Origin of the sequence: Streptomyces virginiae (assembly GCF_041432505.1) — a bacterium.
Classification (GTDB): domain Bacteria; phylum Actinomycetota; class Actinomycetes; order Streptomycetales; family Streptomycetaceae; genus Streptomyces; species Streptomyces virginiae_A.
On sequence record NZ_CP107871.1, the window covers coordinates 6,018,907 to 6,038,014 of the forward strand.

Consider the following 19,108-nt stretch of genomic DNA (forward strand, 5'->3'; position numbering starts at 1 on the left):
CCATCGGTGGACTCGTAGAATCGGGGGATCATGGCCTACCTCGACCACGCCGCCACCACCCCGATGCTGCCGGAGGCCGCCGCGGCGATGACCGCGCAGTTCGCCGCCACGGGGAACGCCTCCTCCCTGCACGCCGCCGGCCGCCGGGCCCGCCGTACCGTGGAGGAGGCCCGCGAGGCCTTCGCCGAGGCGGTCGGCGCCCGCCCCAGCGAGGTGGTCTTCACCGCCGGTGGCACGGAGGCCGACAACCTCGCCGTCAAGGGCCTCTACTGGGCCCGGCGCGACGCGGACCCCGCTCGCACCCGGGTCATCGCCAGCCCCGTCGAGCACCACGCCGTGCTCGACGCCGTCCATTGGCTCGCCGAGCACGAGGGCGCACAGGTCGAGTACCTCCCCGTGGACCGCTACGGGCGGGTCCACGCCGAGGCCTTCCGCGAGGCCGTCGAGCGCAACCCCGACGACGTGGCCCTGGCCACCGTCATGTGGGCCAACAACGAGATCGGCACCGTCATGCCGGTCCGCGAACTGGCCGCCATCGCCCGCGAGTCCGGGATCCCGCTGCACTCCGACGCCGTCCAGGCCCTCGGACAGCTCGACGTCCACTTCGGCGACAGCGGCCTCGCCGCCATGACCGTCAGCGGCCACAAGGTCGGCGGCCCCTACGGCATCGGCGCACTGCTCCTCGGCCGCGACCAGAGCCCCGTACCCGTCCTGCACGGCGGCGGCCAGGAGCGGCACGTCCGCTCCGGCACCCTCGACGTCCCCGCCGTCGCCGCCTTCGCCGTGGCCGCCGTGCTCGCCGTCGAACGGCGCGAACGCTTCGCCACCGAGATCGGCGCCCTGCGCGACGAACTGGTCGCCGCCGTCCGCGCGGCCGTGCCCGACGCCGTCCTCGGCGGCGACCCCGACGAGCGGCTTCCCGCCAACGCCCACTTCAGCTTCCCCGGCTGCGAGGGCGACTCGCTGCTGCTCCTGCTCGACGCCCAGGGCATCGAATGCTCCACCGGCTCCGCCTGCACCGCCGGCGTGGCCCAGCCCAGCCACGTCCTGCTGGCCGCCGGCACCGACCCCCAGCTGGCCCGCGGCACCCTGCGCTTCTCCCTCGGCCACACCTCCACCAAGGAGGACGTGGCGGCCCTGGCCGCGGCCATCGGCCCCGCGGTCGAGCGCGCCCGCACGGCCGGCCTCAGCTAGGAGTCTTCAGAGCGGTCCGGATCAGGCTGATGTAGCGGCTCCAGTCCCAGTGGCGGCCGGGGTCGGTGTGATCGGCGCCCGGGACCTCGGAGTGGCCGACTATGTGCGCACGGTCCGCCGGTATGTCGTACCGGCGGCAGATGTCGGCCGCCAGCCGGGCCGAAGCCGCGTACATCGCGTCCGTGAAGTCCTGCGGGCGGTCGACGAAGCCCACGTGCTCGATACCGACGCTGCGCTCGTTCATCGAGCGGCTGCCCGAGTGGAAGGCCACGTCCAGCTCGCGCACCATCTGCTCCACATGCCCGTCCCCGCGCACGATGTAGTGCGCCGACGCCTTGTGCCAGGGGTTCTTGAAGGCGTCCACCGAGGACTCGAAGCCGCCCTGTGTGACATGGACGACTATCCGGTCCACCCGGTAGTCGGCCGGGCGGTCCGCCTTGCGCCAGTTCGCCGGCGAGGCCGACGTCCAGCTCGCGCCCGCGTGGTCGAGCTCGCCCTCCTTGCGCGGCTTGTCCACCCCCGGTAGCAGCCACCAGGCACGACCGATCTCCTCGCGGCCGGCCACCGCCGCCGCCGCGAAGACCCCGAGCCCGCCGAAGAGCACGGCCCGGCGCGTCCGCCCCGGCGACTTCTTCCCGTTGTTCCCCTGCTCGACGATGTGATCCACCCCCCGTACCCCGATAACGCGCTGTGACCCCGCTCGGTTCCCCCGTACTCTTGACGGTGCTATGACTGAGAACCTGCCGCGCACCGCCCGTCCCCTTCGCGTCCTGGCCGCCATGTCCGGGGGCGTGGACTCCGCCGTCGCCGCCGCCCGCGCGGTCGAAGCCGGGCACGACGTCACCGGCGTCCACCTCGCGCTCTCCGCGAACCCGCAGTCCTTCCGGACCGGCGCCCGCGGCTGCTGCACCATCGAGGACTCCCGCGACGCCCGCCGGGCCGCCGACGTCATCGGCATCCCGTTCTACGTCTGGGACCTCGCCGAGCGCTTCCGCGAGGACGTGGTCGAGGACTTCATCTCCGAGTACGAGGCCGGGCGCACCCCGAACCCGTGCCTGCGCTGCAACGAGAAGATCAAGTTCGCGGCGCTGCTCGACAAGGCCCTCGCGCTCGGCTTCGACGCCGTCTGCACCGGCCACTACGCCACCGTCGTGCTGAACGAGGACGGCTCCCGCGAGCTGCACCGCGCCTCCGACATGGCCAAGGACCAGTCGTACGTCCTCGGCGTCCTCGACGAGAAGCAGCTCGCCCACGCCCTCTTCCCGCTCGGTGACACCCTCACCACCAAGGAAGAGATCCGCGCCGAGGCCGAGGAGCGGGGGCTGGCCGTCGCGAAGAAGCCCGACAGCCACGACATCTGCTTCATCGCCGACGGCGACACCCAGGGCTTCCTCGCGAACCGACTCGGCAAGGCCGAGGGCGACATCGTCGACGAGGCGACCGGCGAGAAGGTCGGCACCCACGAGGGCGCCTTCGGCTTCACCATCGGCCAGCGCAAGGGCCTGCGCATCGGGCACCCCGCCCCCGACGGCAAGCCGCGCTACGTCCTCGACATCTCCCCGGTGAACAACACCGTCACCGTCGGCCCCGTCGAGGCCCTCGACGTCACCGCCCTCACCGCGATCCGCCCCCGCTGGTGCGGAGCCGTGGCCGCCGCCCCGGGCACCTACACCGCCCAGCTGCGCGCCCACGGCGGCGAGACCGAGGTCTTCGCCGAGGTCGTGGACGGCGAGCTGCGCGTCTCCTTCACCGAGCCGGTCCGGGGCGTGGCCCCCGGCCAGGCGATCGTGCTCTACGACGGCACCCGCGTGGTCGGCTCGGCCACCATCGCGACCACGACGCGGGCCACCGCCACCGTCTGAACGACGCCGTGCACGGCATGACGCCGCGGTCCGTCCCCCCGGGCGGACCGCGGCGTCATACTGTCGTGCTGTGGCGGGCCGCCGCCCGGATCAGGCCGCCGGGTACCAGACGGTCCCGCTGCCACCGTGCTGGGCGAGGGTGCTCGCGATGATCTCGCCCTCCCGGAAGTAGCGCGGGTGCTGCTGCAGGAAGCCGGGGAAGGAATCCAGGGACGTCGCGTCACACACCCCGTCGGTCTTGATGCAGTGGCGCTGGACCGGGACTCCGGGGAACACCTCCGGCCCGGTGCCGGGGGAGTACGCCACGAACGGGATGAGAACCCCCTGGGGGACCAGCCGCCAGAAACCGGTTCCCGGCTGCATGGGGTCGGAGTAGAGCATGCCGTCGACCCGGTCGCGCGGCACCTCGGTGCCGTTGTTCGCGATCGTCTGGAGCAACAGGTCACCGACCCAGGCGCCCTGGGAGTAGCCGGCGATGGTGAAGGTCGCCGTCGGATCGGCCCGGTAAGCGTTCTCCAAGGCGGCCTTCGCATTCCAGTAGCCCTGGTTCACGCTGTCGCCGAAGCTCGGCGCGAACGGGGCCGGTTGCTCGTTGTGGCTCCCGACGAAGGGGCCGCCGCTGGCCACGTAGCAGACCGGAATCGCGATGCCCCCGTTCAGACGCCGGTTCGCGGCCTCGAAGCTCGTGGTGCACCCGGGCGCCTCGGCGGCCGCCCCGGTGCCGCCGATCTGGATGTAGTAGTGGTTCGCCGGGGCGGCGTGCGCGGTGGCCGGCGCGGCCACGGCGCCGGCGAGCAGGAGGACCGTCGAGGCGACGACGGACTTGATGCGGCGGGCGAGCCTGTTCGGCTTCGTGGTGGACATACGGGTCAACTCCCCTGGGTCGAGACGGGCACCGCGTCGGGTGCGGCGACCGGCACTCATCGTGGTGTTCGTGCTGGTCGCGGGACCATGCCCGCAACCGGCCATATGTGGCCGGTCGACGGTGCCCGGTGGTTTGACCGGGTTCCGGGCGGACATCGGACTCACGTGGCAGGGCCGTCGTCGGGGGAAGGGCATTCAGGTGGGCAGCCAGTTCGGCGCGTTGCTCCGCGGGCTACGGCACGAGGCGGGGATGACGCAGGAGCAACTGGCCGAGCGGTCCCGGCTCGGGGTCCGCACCATCCACCGGCTGGAGACCGGCAAGCCCACCGACGCCCGGATGGGCACGGTGAAGCAGGTCGCGCACGCGCTGGCCGACGAGCTGAAGCGCGACCGGGACGAGCTGTGGACGGACCTGTTGGCCGCCCACCGCGGCAAGGCGGCCGCCGCCGGGGAGGACCTACGCGCCGCACGCGCCCCCGGACCGGAACCGGAACCGGAGGAGGCGGTGCCCGAGCCCGAGCGGGTGCCGCATCGGGCGCCCGAACCGGACCGTCCGGCCCGGCCGGCGCCGCACCGGACGCCGACGACGTCCCGGGGCCCCCTGGCCGAGGCCGCCGAGTCGCTCGCCCACGACGTCTACGCCCGCTGCATCCGCGAGGAGGAGCAGCGCCGCATCCACGACCCCTTCCCGCTGCCCGTGCGGTGGCGGTCGGCCCCCGCCGACCTGCTGGACCACCGGGACGACATCCGCGGCACCCCGCCGGGCGCCGCCCACGGCCCGCTGTCCCTGGACGGCGGCCTCGCCGACATCGCCGACGTCTACCGGCGCGTCCGGTCCGGGCGGCTGGTGGTGCTCGGCCGGGCCGGCTCCGGCAAGACCGTCCTCGTCCTGCGGTTCGTCCTCGACCACCTGGTCGCACGCTCCGACGGCGATCCGGTGCCCGTGGTCTTCAGCATGGGATCGTGGGACCCGACCGGCACCACCCTGCGCGACTGGCTGATCGCCCGCCTGCTGCGCGACCACCCGAACCTCGGCGCCCGCGGCCCCGGCGGCGCCACCCTCGCCGCCGCCCTGGTGGACGCCGGATGGATCCTGCCGGTCCTGGACGGGTTCGACGAGATGGCCACCGGACCGCTCGCCGTCGCCCTGCGCGAACTCAACGCCAGCTCGCTGCCCCTGCTGCTGACCAGCCGCACCGAACAGTTCGCCGAGGCCGTCGGCGTCGAGGTGCTGCGCCGGACCGCTGGCATCGAACTGCTGGACCTGGACGCCGACGACCTGGTCCACTACCTGCCCCGCACCGCGCGCCCGAGCGCGCCCGCCGACCGGGACGGACGGGCCGCCACCGGCTGGGACCCGGTCCTGGAGCGGCTGCGCACCGACCCGGACGGCGGGCCGGGCGCCCGCCTCAGGTCTGTGCTGAGCACCCCGCTGATGGTCCTGCTCGCCCGGACCGCCTACAGCGACACCCCGGCCCAGGACCCGGCCGTGCTGCTGGACGAGGCACGCTTCCCGACCCCGGAGGCCATCGAGGAGCACCTGCTGGCCGGGTTCGTGCCGAGCGTCTACCAGCAGCTGCCCACGGCCGTCCCGGGCGCCCGCCGCGCGCGCGGGCCCCGTAGCTGGGACCCGCACCGTGCCGGGCGCTACCTGGGCCACCTGGCCGACCACCTGGAGCGGCCCGGGCGCAGCGCGGGCCAGGACCTGGCGTGGTGGCAGCTGCGCGACTCGCTGGGGCTGCCCTCGCGGATCCTGGCCGTCGTCCTCGCCTGCTCCCTGGTCACCGCCCTCGCCGACTGGCTGGTCTTCCCGGCCAAGAACCTGGCCTCCGGTCGCAGTGCCGCGTTCGCGCTGGGTACGGGTCTGCTGGACGCCCTGCTCTTCGGCCCGGCCGTCGGCCTCGCCTTCGGGCTGGTCCACGGGCTCATGTCCGTGCTCGGGATCCGGGCGTTCGAACCGTCCCGGGTCCGGATACGGCTGCCCGGCCGCCGCGGGCGGGGCGCCGGACCGTCCTCCCGGCGCTTCGCCACCCTGGTCCCGGCCGGACTGCTGGGCGGCTTCGTGATGGGCCTCGGCTGCGGGCTCGCCTTCACCGTCGGCGCGCAGCTGACGTACGGCGGCGTGGTGGTCGATGCGGCGGTGATCGAGGCGACGGCCGTCAACTGCCTCATGTACGGGCTCGTCTTCGCCCTGGCGGGCGGGCTCGTCCTCGGACTCGTGGCCGCCCTGGAGACCCCCATCGACCTCGGCTCGGCCGCCACCCCGACGGATCTGCTGGCCGTCAACCGCAGCATCGTGGTGCGCCAGGCGCTCTTCCTCGCACCGATGCTCACCCTGGTGATCGCCTTCGGCGGCCGGCTCATGACCGAGCTGCTGCAGGGCGTCGTCGGCCCCCTGACCTGGCCGATGGCCGACGGGCTCGCGCTCGGTGCCGTGGGTGGGGTGGCGGGCGCGCTCTCCTACGCCTTGGCGTTCACCGCCTGGGGCCAGTGGGTGCTCCTGACCCGGATCTGGCTGCCGCTGACCGGCCGCCTGCCCTGGGCGACGGTCGCCTTCCTGGAGGACGCCTACCGGCGCGGTGTCCTGCGCCAGGTCGGCGCCGTCTACCAGTTCCGCCACGCGCGCCTCCAGCGTCATCTGCGGGGCGGACCCACCGGCCGAGGGGTCACCCGCCCGGTGCTCTCCACGTCGTCCCGGGGCGATGGTCCGGGCCGGTGAGCGTCGCCCAGCAGGTCCGCGGGCCGACCCGGCACGGACCCGGCCACCGCGAAGTCGATCGGCGTCTCCGTGCGGCACCGCTGGTCGGTCTCGGTCGGCCGGAATGCGTCGTCGCCGGGAGGGGACGAACGCGGCCGCCCGCCGTCCCCGGTCGTCGGGCCGGGGCGGCGGGCGGAACACGGCGGTCGTGGCGCCCGGACGGGTCCGGGACGCCCCGTCCTCAGGCGACGGTCAGGACGATCTTGCCGGTGGTGCGGCCCTGCTCGCCGATCTCGTGGGCCTTCGCCGCCTGCTCCAGCGGCAGCACCGTGTCGACCAGCGGCTTCAGCAGGCCCTGCTCGACGAGCGCGGCGATCTCCCGCAGACCGCCCAGGTCCGGCTCCACCAGGACCCAGGAGGCGTGCACGCCCTGCGGGTCGGCCGGGAGGGAGTCGGGGCCGGGCAGGGTCACCAGGTGGCCGCCGGGCTTCAGGACCTTCAGGGAGCGCAGGGTGTAGTCCCCGCCGATGGCGTCGATCACGACGTCCACGTCGGACACGGCGTCCTCGAAGTCCGTGGTGCGGTAGTCGATCACCTCGTCGGCGCCGAGCTCACGCAGCAGCGCGTGCTTGCCCGCACTCGCGGTGCCGATCACGTACGCGCCGCGGGCCTTGGCGATCTGCACCGCCAGGTGGCCGACGCCGCCGGCCGCCGCGTGCACCAGCACCCGCTGTCCGGCGCTCACCCCGGCCGTGTCCACCAAGGCCTGCCAGGCGGTCAGCGCGGCCAGCGGCAGGGCCGCGGCCTGTACGTGGTCCAGCCCGGCCGGCTTGGGGGCGAAGTGCCGGGCCGGAGCCGTCACGTACTCGGCGTACGCGCCGGCCTGCTGCGGGAAGCGGGGCATCCCGTAGACCTCGTCGCCCACCCGGTGGAGGGTCACGCCCGGTCCCACGGCCTCCACGACGCCCGACACGTCCCAGCCGACCGCCGGCACCGGGCCCCACGGGATCAGGGCGCCGCTCTCGCGCGTCTTCCAGTCCACCGGGTTGACCCCGGCGGCGTGGACCCGGACCAGGACCTCGCCCATGCCGGGCTCCGGACGCTCGGTCTCGGTCTCGACGAGGACCTCGGGTCCGCCCCACTTGCTGACGACGACGGCGCGCATGACATGTCTCCTTGCTGGATTCCCACCGGCCGGTGTCCCGACCGATGACCTCACTCTGGCCGCTCGCCGACCCGCGCGGTGTTGGCCGTACGGCCACCATGTGTCAGGATCTGGCCATGCACCGAATCGCCGTACTCGCCCTCGAAGGGGTCCCTCCGTTCGAGCTCGGCATCCCCTCCCGGGTCTTCGGAAACGCCCAGGACGAGGCCGGGAACCCGCTCTACGAGGTGACCGTCTGCACCGCCGACGGCCTGCCCGTGGCCAGCGACGCGGGCTTCACCGTCGGCGTCTCGGCGGGCCCCGAGGCCCTCGCCGCCGCCGACACCGTGATCGTCACGCCCACGCACGCCATGGACGAGCTCGCGCACGGCGCCCCCCTGCCGCAGCCGCTGACCGACGCCCTCGCGGCGATCCGGCCCGGCACCCGGCTGGTCTCCCTCTGCACCGGCTCGTACGTGCTGGCCGCCGCCGGACTGCTCGACGGCCGGCCCGCCACCACGCACTGGCTGCACGCGCCCGAGTTCCAGCGGGGCTTCCCGCGCGTCCGGCTCGACGAGGAGGTCCTCTTCGTCGACGACGGCGACGTCCTCACCTCGGCCGGCGTGGCCGCCGGCATCGACCTCTGCCTCTACCTGATCCGTCAGGACCACGGCACGGGCGTCGCCAACCGGGCCGCACGGCTCTGCGTGGTGCCGCCCTGGCGCGACGGCGGCCAGGCCCAGTACATCGACCGCCCCGTCCCCGAGCCGACGCTCGCCACCACCACCGCCACCCGTGCCTGGGCCCTGGAACGCCTCGCCGAACCGGTCACCCTCGGCGAGCTGGCCGCGCACGCCCGGATGAGCCTGCGCACCTTCACCCGGCGGTTCCGCGACGAGGTCGGCATGACCCCCGTGCAATGGCTCACCGCGCAACGCCTGGAACTGGCGCGCCACTTGCTGGAGTCCAGCGACCTGCCCGTCGACCTGGTGGCCCACCGCGCAGGCTTCGGCTCGGCCAACTCCCTCCGTCAGCACATGCGTTCCACCCTCGGCGTCTCCCCGATCGCCTACCGGCGGACCTTCCAGCCCGCATCGGCGTGACCTGCGAGGTAATCGCCGTCGGGGCCGACGCCCTGGCAGGATCGGATCAACGGCCCGCACCGGCGGCCCGGTTCACAGGGGAGCAGACCATGACCGCGTACGCCATCGCCCACATCCGTCCCGAGACCATGAACGAGGACATCCTCCGGTACATCGAGACGATGCAGTCGACCATCGACCCCTTCGGCGGCCGCTTCCTCGTCCACGGCAAGGAGGTCGAGGTCCTGGAAGGCCCCTTCCCCGGCACCGTCGTCATGATCGGCTTCCCGGACATCGAGAGCGCCCGCGCCTGGTACGCCTCCGACGCCTACCAGGCCATCCTCCCGCTGCGCACCGACCACATCGCCAGCGAGGTCATCCTGGTCGAGGGCGTCCCGCTCGACTACGACGCCTCGACGACGGCCGCCGCCCTGCGCGCGGCCGCGGGGCTCTGACGATGGGCAACCGCGCCGTGTTCGTGCTCTCGGGCCCCGGTCACGCCGGTGGCCCCGGTGGCCCCGGTGACCCTGTGGGTCACACCCGCCATCGCTCCTCGTACGGCGCCGTCGGGCTGGACCTCGACCTGCTGGCCGGGCCGGAGGTGGCGCTCCCGTTCCTGCGCGAGCACGTGCGGGAGGACGACTGGTACCCCGACGACATGGTCGAGGCGGGCGTCCTCGCCGACGAGGCCCGCCGGCTCCTGCTGCTCTTCGCCTGGGAGGGGCCCATCGCCTCCCTGCGCACCCGGGCCGCCACCCTGGAGCTGCTGAGGTGCGCCTGGCCGGGCTGGGAGGTGCGCTGGCTCCACGACGGCCAGACCGGGCTGCGCGTCCACCTCGGGCTCGACCCGGGGGAGCGGGACACCGACGTGTACCCCGGCCCGGCGCTGGACCGGGACGACGAGGAGCCGGCCGACCCCGACCCGCCGGTCGCGGTGGTCACCATCGGCGCCGACCGCTGCCACGTCCTGGCCGACATCGACGACCACCCCGTCGAGGAGGGCCCCGCCCTGCTGGAGCGGCTCCGGGACGCACCCGATCACGGGAGCCACCGGCTCCGGGCGGACGCCGGCATCCACGTCGATCCCGAGCGGCGCCGGGTCGGCTGGTGGCTGAACACCGCCCGCGCCCACGGCGGCACCCTCGCCGACCGCTGGCCCGGCTGGACCGTGGAGTTCTGGGAGGACCGCTGGGCCGAGCACGAGCGGGCCTCGGGCGGCCGCTTCGCGCCGCCCGAACCGGACCGCGCCGCCGCGCTGGCCGACGTACGGGACCAAGCCCTGGAGCGGTGGGCCGGGCCCCGGGGCGACGTACGGGCCCGGCTCGTGGCCGCGCTCCCGAACGCCACCATCGGCCACGGCTTCGGCCCCGCCGTCCCCGCGGAGCGCGCGGCCGCCGCCCGCGCCGCCGTCCTACGGGCGTACGCGGCCGCCGTCGGCACCTGACCTCGGGCTTCGGGCCCCACGCGCTCCCGGGGGTGCGAGCATGGGCGGTATGGCTACTCACTTGATCACCGGTGCCGGCTCCGGCATCGGCGCCGCCGTCGCGGCCCGGCTGCACGCCCGCGGCGACGACCTCGTCCTCCTCGCCCGGGACGCCGGCCGCGCCCGCGAGCTCGTCGGCCGTTACCCCGGCGCCACGTCCCTCGTCGGCGACCTCGCCGATCCCGACCGGCTCTCGTGGGCGTTCTCCAAGCAGGCCGTCCCGGAGCGGATCGACTCCCTGCTGCACATCGCCGGGATCGTCGACCTCGGACCGGTCGGCGAGCTGCGACCCAAGACCTGGCACCAGCAGCTCAACGTGAACCTGATCGCCCCCGCCGAGGTCACCCGGCTGCTGCTGCCCACCCTGCGCGCCTCCCACGCCGACATCGTCTTCGTGAACTCCGGCGCCGGACTGCGCGCCCACGCCGACTGGAGCGCCTACGCCGCCTCCAAGCACGGACTCAAGGCGCTCGCCGACTCGCTGCGCGACGAGGAGAAGCCCCACGGCATCCGCGTCACCTCCGTCTACCCGGGCCGCACCGCCAGCCCCATGCAGGCCAAGGTGCACTCCCAGGAGGGCAAGGACTACGACCCGGCCGACTGGATCGACCCCGAGTCCGTGGCCACCACCATCGTCATGGCCATCGACCTGCCCCGTGACGCCGAGGTCAACGACCTGAGCGTCCGGCCGGGCCGATGAGCGCCGGCGCGACCGGCGTCGGCTCGCTGCCCGGGGGCGACGCCCGTGAGGCAGCGAAGACCGTCACCGGGTCCTTCGAGGAGTTCCCCTACCTCGCCGAGCTGCCCGCCCGCGGGCCCGGCGCCGACATGATCGGCCGCTCGCTCGGACTGCTCGTCGACATGTACGCCCACGTCGAACCCAGCGGCTGGCGCATCAGCGACCGCCCGGGACGGGACTCGAAGCGGTCCCGGTCCTGGCTCGGCGAGGACCTCGACGCGCTGGAGGAGTTCACCCAGGGCTACACCGGCAAGCTCAAGGTCCAGGCCGTCGGACCGTGGACGCTGGCCGCAGCCCTCGAACTGCACGGCGGCGAAGCCATGCTCCAGGACCCGGGAGCCTGCCGGGACCTGGCCGGATCGCTGGCCGAGGGCCTGCGCGAGCACCTGGCCGACGTACGCAAGCGCATCCCCGGGGCCCAGGTCGTGCTGCAGCTCGACGAGCCCTCCCTGACCGCCGTCCTGCTCGGCCGGGTCCGCTCCGCGAGCGGCTACCGCACCTACCGCGCCGTCGACCGGCAGGTCGTCGAAGGCGCGCTGCGCGACCTGTTCGCCGTCCACGACGGGGAGGTCGTCGTGCACTCCTGCGCGCCCGAGGTCCCCTTCGCACTGCTCCGCAGAGCCGGCGCCACGGGTGTGTCGTTCGATTTCTCGCTGCTCACCGAGCGCGAGGACGACGCCATCGGGGAAGCGGTCGAGAGCGGCACGAAACTCTTCGCCGGAGTGGTGCCCGGCACCGACGCCCCGTTGTCGGACCCGGGCGGTAGCGTCATGGGTGTCAGGAAGCTTTGGCGCAGGCTGGGACTGGCCCCGGGGACTCTGGCGGAGTCCGTCGTGGTCACCCCCTCGTGCGGTCTGGCGGGCGCTTCACCCGCCTACGCCCGCGCGGTGCAGGCGCATTGCGTCAGGGCGGCGAGGTCGCTCGCCGACAACCCTGAGTGACGGTCGAAGACGGGCCACGGGAGGACACGGCATGGCAGCCGAACAGCAGGACACGGCAGTACCGACGGCGGTGCGTGATCAGCACGCACTGCTCGCGGAGCAGGTCGAGGAGCACCGCTTCCGGTACTACGTGAACGACCAGCCGGTCGTCAGCGACGCCGAGTTCGACCAGCTGCTGCGCTCGCTGGAGGCACTGGAGGAGCAGTACCCGGAGCTCCGTACGCCCGACTCGCCCACCCAGAAGGTGGCCGGGGCGTACGAGACGGACTTCGCCTCCGTCGAGCACCGGGAGCGCATGCTCTCCCTCGACAACGCCTTCGACGACGAGGAACTGGCGGCCTGGGCCGAGCGGGTGGCCCGGGACGTGAACACCTCGGACTACCACTACCTGTGCGAGCTCAAGGTGGACGGCCTCGCCGTCAACCTCACCTACGAGAACGGCCGGCTGACCCGGGCGGCCACCCGCGGCGACGGCCGCACCGGTGAGGACATCACGCCCAACGTCCGCACCATCGCCGAGATCCCGGACCGCCTGGGGGGCGACCGGATCCCGACCCTGGTCGAGATCCGCGGCGAGGTCTACTTCCCGATGGAGAAGTTCCAGGAGCTCAACGCCCGTCTGGTGGAGGCGGAGGGCAAGCCCTTCGCCAACCCCCGCAACGCGGCGGCCGGTTCGCTGCGGCAGAAGGACCCCAAGGTCACCGCGAGCCGCCCGCTGCACATGGTCGTGCACGGCATCGGCGCCCGCGAGGGCTTCGAGATCGAGCGTCAGTCGCAGGCGTACGAGCTGCTCCACGAGTGGGGGCTGCCGACCGCCCGGCACAACAAGGTGGTCTCCACCCTCGCCGAGGTCCGGGACTTCATCGCGGACTTCGGCGTGAACCGGCACTCCGTGGAGCACGAGATCGACGGCGTGGTCGTCAAGCTCGACGAGATCTCCCTCCAGGGCCGGCTCGGCTCCACCGCGCGCGCCCCGCGCTGGGCCATCGCCTGGAAGTACGCGCCCGAAGAGGTCAACACCAAGCTGATCGACATCAAGGTCGGCGTCGGCCGCACCGGCCGTGTGACCCCGTACGCGCAGGTGGAACCGGTGAAGGTGGCCGGCTCCGAGGTGGAGTTCGCCACCCTGCACAACCAGGAGGTCGTCAAGGCCAAGGGCGTCCTCATCGGGGACACCGTCGTCCTGCGCAAGGCGGGCGACGTCATCCCCGAGATCCTCGGCCCGGTGGTGGACCTGCGCGACGGCAGCGAACGGGAGTTCGTGATGCCGGCCGAGTGCCCGGCCTGCGGGACGGAGCTGCGGCCCATGAAGGAGGGGGACATCGACGTCCGGTGCCCCAACGGTCGGACCTGCCCGGCCCAGTTGCGCGAACGGATCTACTACCTCGCCGGCCGGCAGTCCCTGGACATCGAGAACTTCGGCATCGTCGCGGCCGCCGCGCTGACCGGCCCGCTGGAGCCGGCGACGCCGCCCCTGCTGGACGAGGGCGACCTCTTCGGCCTGACCATCGAGCAGCTGCTGCCGATCAAGGCGTACGTCCTGGACCAGGACAGCGGTCTGCCCAAGCGGGACCCCAAGACGGGCGAGGAGAAGATCGTCAGGGTCTTCGCCAACCAGAAGGGCGAGCCGAAGAAGAACGCCCTGGCCATGCTGGAGAACATCGCCGCAGCCAAGGACCGCCCGCTCGCCCGCGTCATCAACGGCCTGTCCATCCGCCACGTCGGACCGGTCGCGGCCGAGGCCCTCGCCCGGGAGTTCCGGTCGATCGAGCGCATCGAGCAGGCCACCGAGGAGGAGCTGACGGCCACCGAGGGCGTCGGCGCGATCATCGCCGCCTCGCTCAAGGAATGGTTCGCCGTCGACTGGCACCAGGAGATCCTGCGCAAGTGGCGGGAGGCCGGGGTCCGGATGGAGGAGGAAGGTTCCGCCGAGGATGAGGGCCCGCGGCCGCTGGAGGGGCTGACCGTCGTCGTCACCGGCACTTTGCAGAGCCACACGCGGGACGGCGCCAAGGAGGCCCTGCAGAGCCGCGGCGCCAAGGTCACCGGATCCGTGTCGAAGAAGACCTCCTTCGTCGTGGTCGGTGACAACCCCGGCTCGAAGTACGACAAGGCCGTGCAGTTGAAGCTCGCCGTCCTCGACGACGCCGGATTCGCCGTGCTGCTGGAGCAGGGGCCGGACGCGGCACGCGAGGCCGCGCTCCCGGTGGACGGCGAGGGCGCGGCGCAGTAGTACGGAGGGGGAATCGCCGAAGGGGAGTAGCGAAGGCGAACGGATGCGTGGCGTGCGGCCGTACGGGCGGGCGCACGCCAGGCGCGGCGAACGGTGGTAAACGGCCGGTACAAGGCTGGTCGCAGGGCGGTGAACTGTCGGATCATCGGATGGGTGACAGGGGGGCCCGGTCCAAACTCACCCGTTCGGCGGATACCGTACTGATGAGGATGGCTGGGTCGCATTCGGGCAACCACTGCCGACCGCTGCCCCTGGGAGCCTCGCGCGTCCTACTGTTGAGGGGTGCGCCTGTCGTGCACGGCTGCAGGATGCGATTTCGGCCGTGGTGGCATGACATCGGGGCCATCGCGTGACATCGGCATCGCCGGCTGTGAGAGGTACGGGCATGAAACCCACCGAAAGCGCCGACCCGTCACCTGAATTCGGCGGGGAAATCCCGTCCATGCGGGCGGGCAGGACGGGCAGGCTCGGTCTCCTGGGTGCCAGGACACCGGAGACCCGACCGGTCCCCACCGGTGCGGGCGGGCAGGAACGGCGCGGCGCGCTGCCGTTCATCGTCGTGGGCCTCGCCGTCACCGTGCTCACCCTGGGCATCGTCTCCGCGCTGAGCGGTCGTCATGCGCTGTTCCCCGGCGGGCCGGTCGGCTGGGCGCTGGCCCTCCTCACCGGCATCATCGTCGGCCACCTCGTCGCCCTCGGCCGCGACCGCTGGTGGGGCGGCACCGGATCGGGCGCGGCCCTCACCCTCGGCGTGCTCGTCCTCTACGGATGGGTCCCCGCCGGACTCGTCTCGCTGGCCGTGGTCTCCCTGGTCGGGGCCGCGCGCCGACACCGCTGGCGGCAGGGGCTGCTGCACGGCTCCGTGGACATCCTCGGCATCGGCGTCGGAGCGCTCGTACTCGCCGCCTTCGGCGAGGTGCCCTCCGTGGAGTCCCCCTGGCTCCCCGCCTACTGGGGGCTGGAGGCGATCCCCGAGATCGTCCTCGTCGCCGTCGCCTATCTGCTCGCCACCCGGTTCCTGCTCTGGGTCGCGCTGGCCCCGCGCGGTGACGGGCTGCCCACCGTCGCCCGTACCGCCCTGCTCCGCCAGGCCTTAGTGGCCGTGGCGCTGCTCGGCATCGCCCCCCTCATCTGCGTCGTCGCCGTCAGCCGGCCGGTCCTGCTGCCGCTGTTCGCCGTACCCCTGATCGCCCTGGACTCCACCCTCTGGATCGCCCGGGCCCGCGCCGAGGAACAGCTGCGGGACCCGCTCACCGGACTGCCCAACCGGCAGTGGCTGCTGGAGCGGGCCTGGTCCGCCCTCGACGAGGCCGAACGCTCCGGCACCCGGGCCGCCCTCGTACTCATCGACCTGGACCGCTTCCGGGCGGTCAACGACACGCTGGGGCACCTGGCCGGCGACCGCCTGCTGCTCCAGATCGCCGAACGACTGCGCCAGGCCCTGCCCGAGGACGCCGAGGCGGCCCGGCTCGGCGGCGACGAGTTCGCCGTCCTGCTCCCCTTCGCCGACTCCACCACCAGCGCCCAGCGCATCGCCCGCCACCTGGTCGCGGAGCTCAGCTCCCCGCTCGACCTGGACGGCCTCACGCTCGTCCTGGAGGCCAGCGCGGGCCTCGCCGTCTTCCCCGACCACGCGCTCGACGCGGAGGGGCTGCTGCGGCGCGCGGACGTCGCGATGTACCAGGCGAAGCGCGACCGCACCGGCGTCGAGGTGTACGAGTCCAAGCGGGACAGCAACACCCCCGACCGCCTGGGCCTCCTCGGCGACCTCCGCAGAGCCCTGGACGCCGGGGAAGTGGAACTCCACTACCAGCCGAAGGTCCGCTTCGACGGCCAGGTCGCCGGGCTCGAAGCCCTGGTGCGCTGGGTGCACCCGGAACGTGGACGAGTGTCCCCGGACGAGTTCATCGCGATCGCCGAGACCTCCGGGCTGATGCCGCACCTGACCGAGTACGTACTGGAGACCGCCCTCGCCCAGGTGGCGCGGTGGCGGGCCCAGGGCCTCAAGGTCCCGGTGGCCGTCAACGTCTCGCCCCGCGACGTCCACACCCCCGGCTTCGCGGGCGCGGTCGCCGCCCGCCTGGCCCGCCACGGGGTCCCGGCGAGCGGGCTGCAGCTGGAGATAACGGAACACGTCCTGCTGGAGGACCCCCAGCGGGCGGCCGACACCATGGCCGGGCTCACCGGGCACGGCGTGAAGATGTCCCTGGACGACTTCGGCACCGGCTACTCCTCGCTCGTCCACCTGCGCCGCCTGCCGGTCAGCGAGCTGAAGATCGACCGGTCGTTCGTCGGCCGGCTGGCCGTCGACGCGCAGGACGCGGAGATCGTCCGCTGCACGGTGGACCTGGCGCACTCGCTGGGCCTGCTGGTCGTGGCGGAGGGCGTGGAGGACGACGAGACCTGGGAGCGACTGCGGGACCTGGGCTGCGACGCCGTCCAGGGCTGGCTCGTCGCCGCCGCCATGCCCCCGCAGGAGGCCACCGCCTGGCTGCTGGCCCGCGGCGAGCGCGGCTGGCGCCGCCCGGCGGACATCACGGCGGAACTCGCCGCGGCGGAGGCCGACGCGGTCTGACCCTGCGGCGCCGCTCCTGGGGCTCCGCCCCGGACCCGGCGCCTCGAACGCCGGCGAGGCTGATTCGGCCGACGCCGGAACCGTCCGGCCCCGCCGGCGTTCGAGGCGCCGGGTCGGGCAGCGTCTGCGGGCCTCGCGCAGCGGCCCGTCCCGGCATCCGCGCAAACCGTTTCGCAGGCCGAGCGCCCCGCCCCATAGGATTGGCTCCGAAACGAAACATCCACCCACCCCCAGAGGATCGCTGCATGCCTGGCATTACGCGCGAGGAGGTCGTCCACCTCGCTCGGCTGGCGCGCCTTGAGCTGTCCAGCAACGAGCTGGATCACTTCGCCGGACAGCTCGGCGACATCATCGGCGCGGTCGCCCGCGTTTCCGAGGTCGCCGACCAAGACGTCCCGCCGACCTCCCACCCGCTGCCGCTGACGAACGTCATGCGCGCGGACGAGGTCCGTCCGTCGCTCACCCCCGAGCAGGCGCTCTCCGGTGCTCCCGCCCAGGAGCAGCAGCGTTTCAAGGTGCCGCAGATCCTGGGGGAGGACTAACAATCATGGTCGACATCATCAAGCTCACGGCCGCCGAGACCGCCGAGAAGATCGCCTCCGGCGAGCTCACGGCCGTCGAGGTGACCGAGGCCCACCTGGCCCGCATCGACGCCACCGACGAGAAGGTCAACGCCTTCCTGCACGTGGACCGCGAGGGCGCGCTGGCCCAGGCCCGCGCCGTCGACGCCAAGCGCGCGGCCGGCGAGAAGCTCGGCCCGCTGGCCGGCGTCCCCCTCGCCCTCAAGGACATCTTCACCACCGTCGGCGTTCCGACGACCGTCGGCTCGAAGATCCTCGAAGGCTGGATCCCGCCCTACGACGCCACCCTGACGCGCAAGCTGAAGGAAGCCGACGTCGTCATCCTCGGCAAGACCAACATGGACGAGTTCGCCATGGGGTCCTCCACCGAGAACAGCGCCTACGGCCCCACCGGCAACCCCTGGGACCTCACCCGGATCCCCGGCGGCTCCGGCGGCGGCTCCGCGGCAGCCCTGGCCGCCTTCCAGGCCCCGCTCGCCATCGGCACGGACACCGGCGGTTCCATCCGCCAGCCCGCCGCCGTCACGGGCACCGTCGGCGTGAAGCCCACGTACGGCGGTGTCTCCCGCTACGGCATGGTGGCCTTCTCCTCCTCCCTCGACCAGGGCGGGCCCTGCGCCCGTACGGTCCTGGACGCGGCCCTGCTGCACGAGGTGATCGCCGGACACGACCCGCTCGACTCCACCTCCATCGACGCCCCGGTCCCGCCGGTCGTCGAGGCCGCCCGCAACGGCTCCGTCGCCGGCATGCGCGTCGGTGTGGTCAAGCAGTTCGCCGGTGAGGGCTACCAGGCCGGCGTCGTCCAGCGCTTCAACGAGTCGGTCGAGCTCCTCAAGGAGCTCGGCGCCGAGATCGTCGAGCTGGACTGCCCCTCCTTCGACCTCGCGATGGCCGCGTACTACCTGATCGCGCCGTCCGAGTGCTCCTCCAACCTGGCCCGCTTCGACGCCATGCGCTACGGCCTGCGCGTCGGCGACGACGGCACGAAGTCCGCCGAGGACGTCACCGCCCTGACCCGCGAAGCCGGCTTCGGCGACGAGGTCAAGCGCCGCATCATCCTCGGCACGTACGCCCTCAGCTCCGGCTACTACGACGCGTACTACGGCTCCGCCCAGAAGGTCCGCACGCTCATCTCGAAGGACTTCGAGAAGTCCTTCGAGAAGGTCGACGTGATCGTCTCCCCGACGACCCCGACCACCGCTTTCCCCATCGGCGAGCGCACCGACGACCCGCTGGCCATGTACCTCGCGGACCTGTGCACCATCCCGACCAACCTGGCCGGCAACTCCGCCATGTCGCTGCCCTGCGGCCTGGCACCGGAGGACGGTCTCCCGGTCGGGCTCCAGATCATCGCCCCGGCGATGAAGGACGACCGGCTCTACAAGGTCGGCGCCGCCGTCGAGGCGGCCTTCGTCGCACGCTGGGGTCACCCGCTGCTTGAGGAGGCACCGTCCCTGTGAGCACCAGTGCACTGACCAAGGCCAAGGGCTTCAAGAAGTCCAAGACCGGCACCTACCTGTCGATCGGCACCACCGCCTTCGGCGCGATCAGCGTGATCAAGCAGGTCAAGAAGGCCCGCAGCGAGAACGACGTGCTGAAGCTGGTCGACGCCGCCGTGTCCGCCGCCGCCATCGTCACCGGCCTCGCGATCCTGTACCGCGAGCTGAAGCGCCTGGGCGACGACGACGTCCTGCTGGGCTGAGAGGGAAAGT

At 73.0% G+C, this 19,108-nt stretch carries 16 protein-coding genes; 13 read left to right on the forward strand and 3 right to left on the reverse strand.

What is annotated here, in order from left to right:
• Positions 1–30 precede the first annotated feature (30 nt).
• Positions 31–1,194 (forward strand): cysteine desulfurase family protein, encoded by a 1,164-nt coding sequence (locus tag OG624_RS28185; protein ID WP_033224539.1) that lies wholly within the window; start codon positions 31–33, stop codon positions 1,192–1,194.
• Here the strand turns inward: OG624_RS28185 and OG624_RS28190 are convergent.
• Positions 1,187–1,861: an N-acetylmuramoyl-L-alanine amidase gene (locus OG624_RS28190; RefSeq protein ID WP_033224540.1), complete on the reverse strand. Its 675-nt coding sequence runs from the start codon at positions 1,859–1,861 to the stop codon at positions 1,187–1,189. The genes OG624_RS28185 and OG624_RS28190 overlap by 8 nt on opposite strands.
• Before the next feature lie 61 nt (positions 1,862–1,922).
• Here OG624_RS28190 and mnmA point away from each other — a divergent pair, with 61 nt between their 5' ends.
• The gene (gene mnmA / locus OG624_RS28195; RefSeq protein WP_033224541.1) at positions 1,923–3,056 is read left to right on the forward strand and encodes a tRNA 2-thiouridine(34) synthase MnmA; all 1,134 of its coding nucleotides are present in this window, start codon (positions 1,923–1,925) and stop codon (positions 3,054–3,056) included.
• Positions 3,057–3,146: 90 nt separating this feature from the next.
• On the opposite strand, the gene OG624_RS28200 is transcribed toward mnmA, so the two are convergent.
• Positions 3,147–3,920 (reverse strand): PE-PPE domain-containing protein, encoded by a 774-nt coding sequence (locus OG624_RS28200; RefSeq protein ID WP_078909571.1) that lies wholly within the window; start codon positions 3,918–3,920, stop codon positions 3,147–3,149.
• A 199-nt stretch (positions 3,921–4,119) separates the two neighbouring features.
• Between OG624_RS28200 and OG624_RS28205 the strand changes: the two genes are divergently transcribed.
• Positions 4,120–6,639, forward strand: a complete 2,520-nt coding sequence (locus OG624_RS28205) for a helix-turn-helix domain-containing protein (RefSeq protein ID WP_371639953.1) — start codon at positions 4,120–4,122, stop codon at positions 6,637–6,639.
• 220 nt (positions 6,640–6,859) lie between these two features.
• On the opposite strand, the gene OG624_RS28210 is transcribed toward OG624_RS28205, so the two are convergent.
• On the reverse strand, positions 6,860–7,783 hold the full coding sequence (locus OG624_RS28210) for an NADP-dependent oxidoreductase (protein ID WP_033224546.1): 924 nt from the start codon (positions 7,781–7,783) through the stop codon (positions 6,860–6,862).
• A 116-nt stretch (positions 7,784–7,899) separates the two neighbouring features.
• Between OG624_RS28210 and OG624_RS28215 the strand changes: the two genes are divergently transcribed.
• The 10 genes from OG624_RS28215 to OG624_RS28260 all read left to right on the forward strand — a co-directional run bounded on the left by OG624_RS28215 (position 7,900) and on the right by OG624_RS28260 (position 19,098).
• Positions 7,900–8,865: a GlxA family transcriptional regulator gene (locus OG624_RS28215; RefSeq protein WP_237545310.1), complete on the forward strand. Its 966-nt coding sequence runs from the start codon at positions 7,900–7,902 to the stop codon at positions 8,863–8,865.
• A gap of 89 nt (positions 8,866–8,954) precedes the next feature.
• On the forward strand, positions 8,955–9,299 hold the full coding sequence (locus OG624_RS28220; RefSeq protein WP_371639954.1) for a DUF1330 domain-containing protein: 345 nt from the start codon (positions 8,955–8,957) through the stop codon (positions 9,297–9,299).
• A gap of 74 nt (positions 9,300–9,373) precedes the next feature.
• Positions 9,374–10,288 (forward strand): hypothetical protein, encoded by a 915-nt coding sequence (locus OG624_RS28225; protein ID WP_158711928.1) that lies wholly within the window; start codon positions 9,374–9,376, stop codon positions 10,286–10,288.
• A gap of 49 nt (positions 10,289–10,337) precedes the next feature.
• A complete protein-coding gene (locus OG624_RS28230) occupies positions 10,338–11,027 on the forward strand; it encodes an SDR family oxidoreductase (protein ID WP_078909574.1) in 690 nt (229 codons plus the stop codon).
• Positions 11,024–12,007, forward strand: coding sequence for a methionine synthase (locus OG624_RS28235; RefSeq protein ID WP_161289201.1), 984 nt, complete (start codon positions 11,024–11,026; stop codon positions 12,005–12,007). Before OG624_RS28230 ends, OG624_RS28235 begins: the two co-directional genes overlap by 4 nt.
• A gap of 31 nt (positions 12,008–12,038) precedes the next feature.
• On the forward strand, positions 12,039–14,240 hold the full coding sequence (ligA, locus tag OG624_RS28240; protein ID WP_033224560.1) for an NAD-dependent DNA ligase LigA: 2,202 nt from the start codon (positions 12,039–12,041) through the stop codon (positions 14,238–14,240).
• A gap of 385 nt (positions 14,241–14,625) precedes the next feature.
• The gene (locus tag OG624_RS28245) at positions 14,626–16,815 is read left to right on the forward strand and encodes a putative bifunctional diguanylate cyclase/phosphodiesterase (RefSeq protein WP_244290948.1); all 2,190 of its coding nucleotides are present in this window, start codon (positions 14,626–14,628) and stop codon (positions 16,813–16,815) included.
• A 245-nt stretch (positions 16,816–17,060) separates the two neighbouring features.
• Positions 17,061–17,357 (forward strand): Asp-tRNA(Asn)/Glu-tRNA(Gln) amidotransferase subunit GatC, encoded by a 297-nt coding sequence (gene gatC, locus OG624_RS28250; protein WP_030010586.1) that lies wholly within the window; start codon positions 17,061–17,063, stop codon positions 17,355–17,357.
• 5 nt (positions 17,358–17,362) lie between these two features.
• Complete coding sequence (gatA, locus tag OG624_RS28255) at positions 17,363–18,856, forward strand: Asp-tRNA(Asn)/Glu-tRNA(Gln) amidotransferase subunit GatA (protein ID WP_033224564.1); 1,494 nt, start codon at positions 17,363–17,365, stop codon at positions 18,854–18,856.
• Positions 18,853–19,098, forward strand: a complete 246-nt coding sequence (locus tag OG624_RS28260; RefSeq protein ID WP_033224566.1) for a hypothetical protein — start codon at positions 18,853–18,855, stop codon at positions 19,096–19,098. Before gatA ends, OG624_RS28260 begins: the two co-directional genes overlap by 4 nt.
• Positions 19,099–19,108 lie beyond the last annotated feature (10 nt).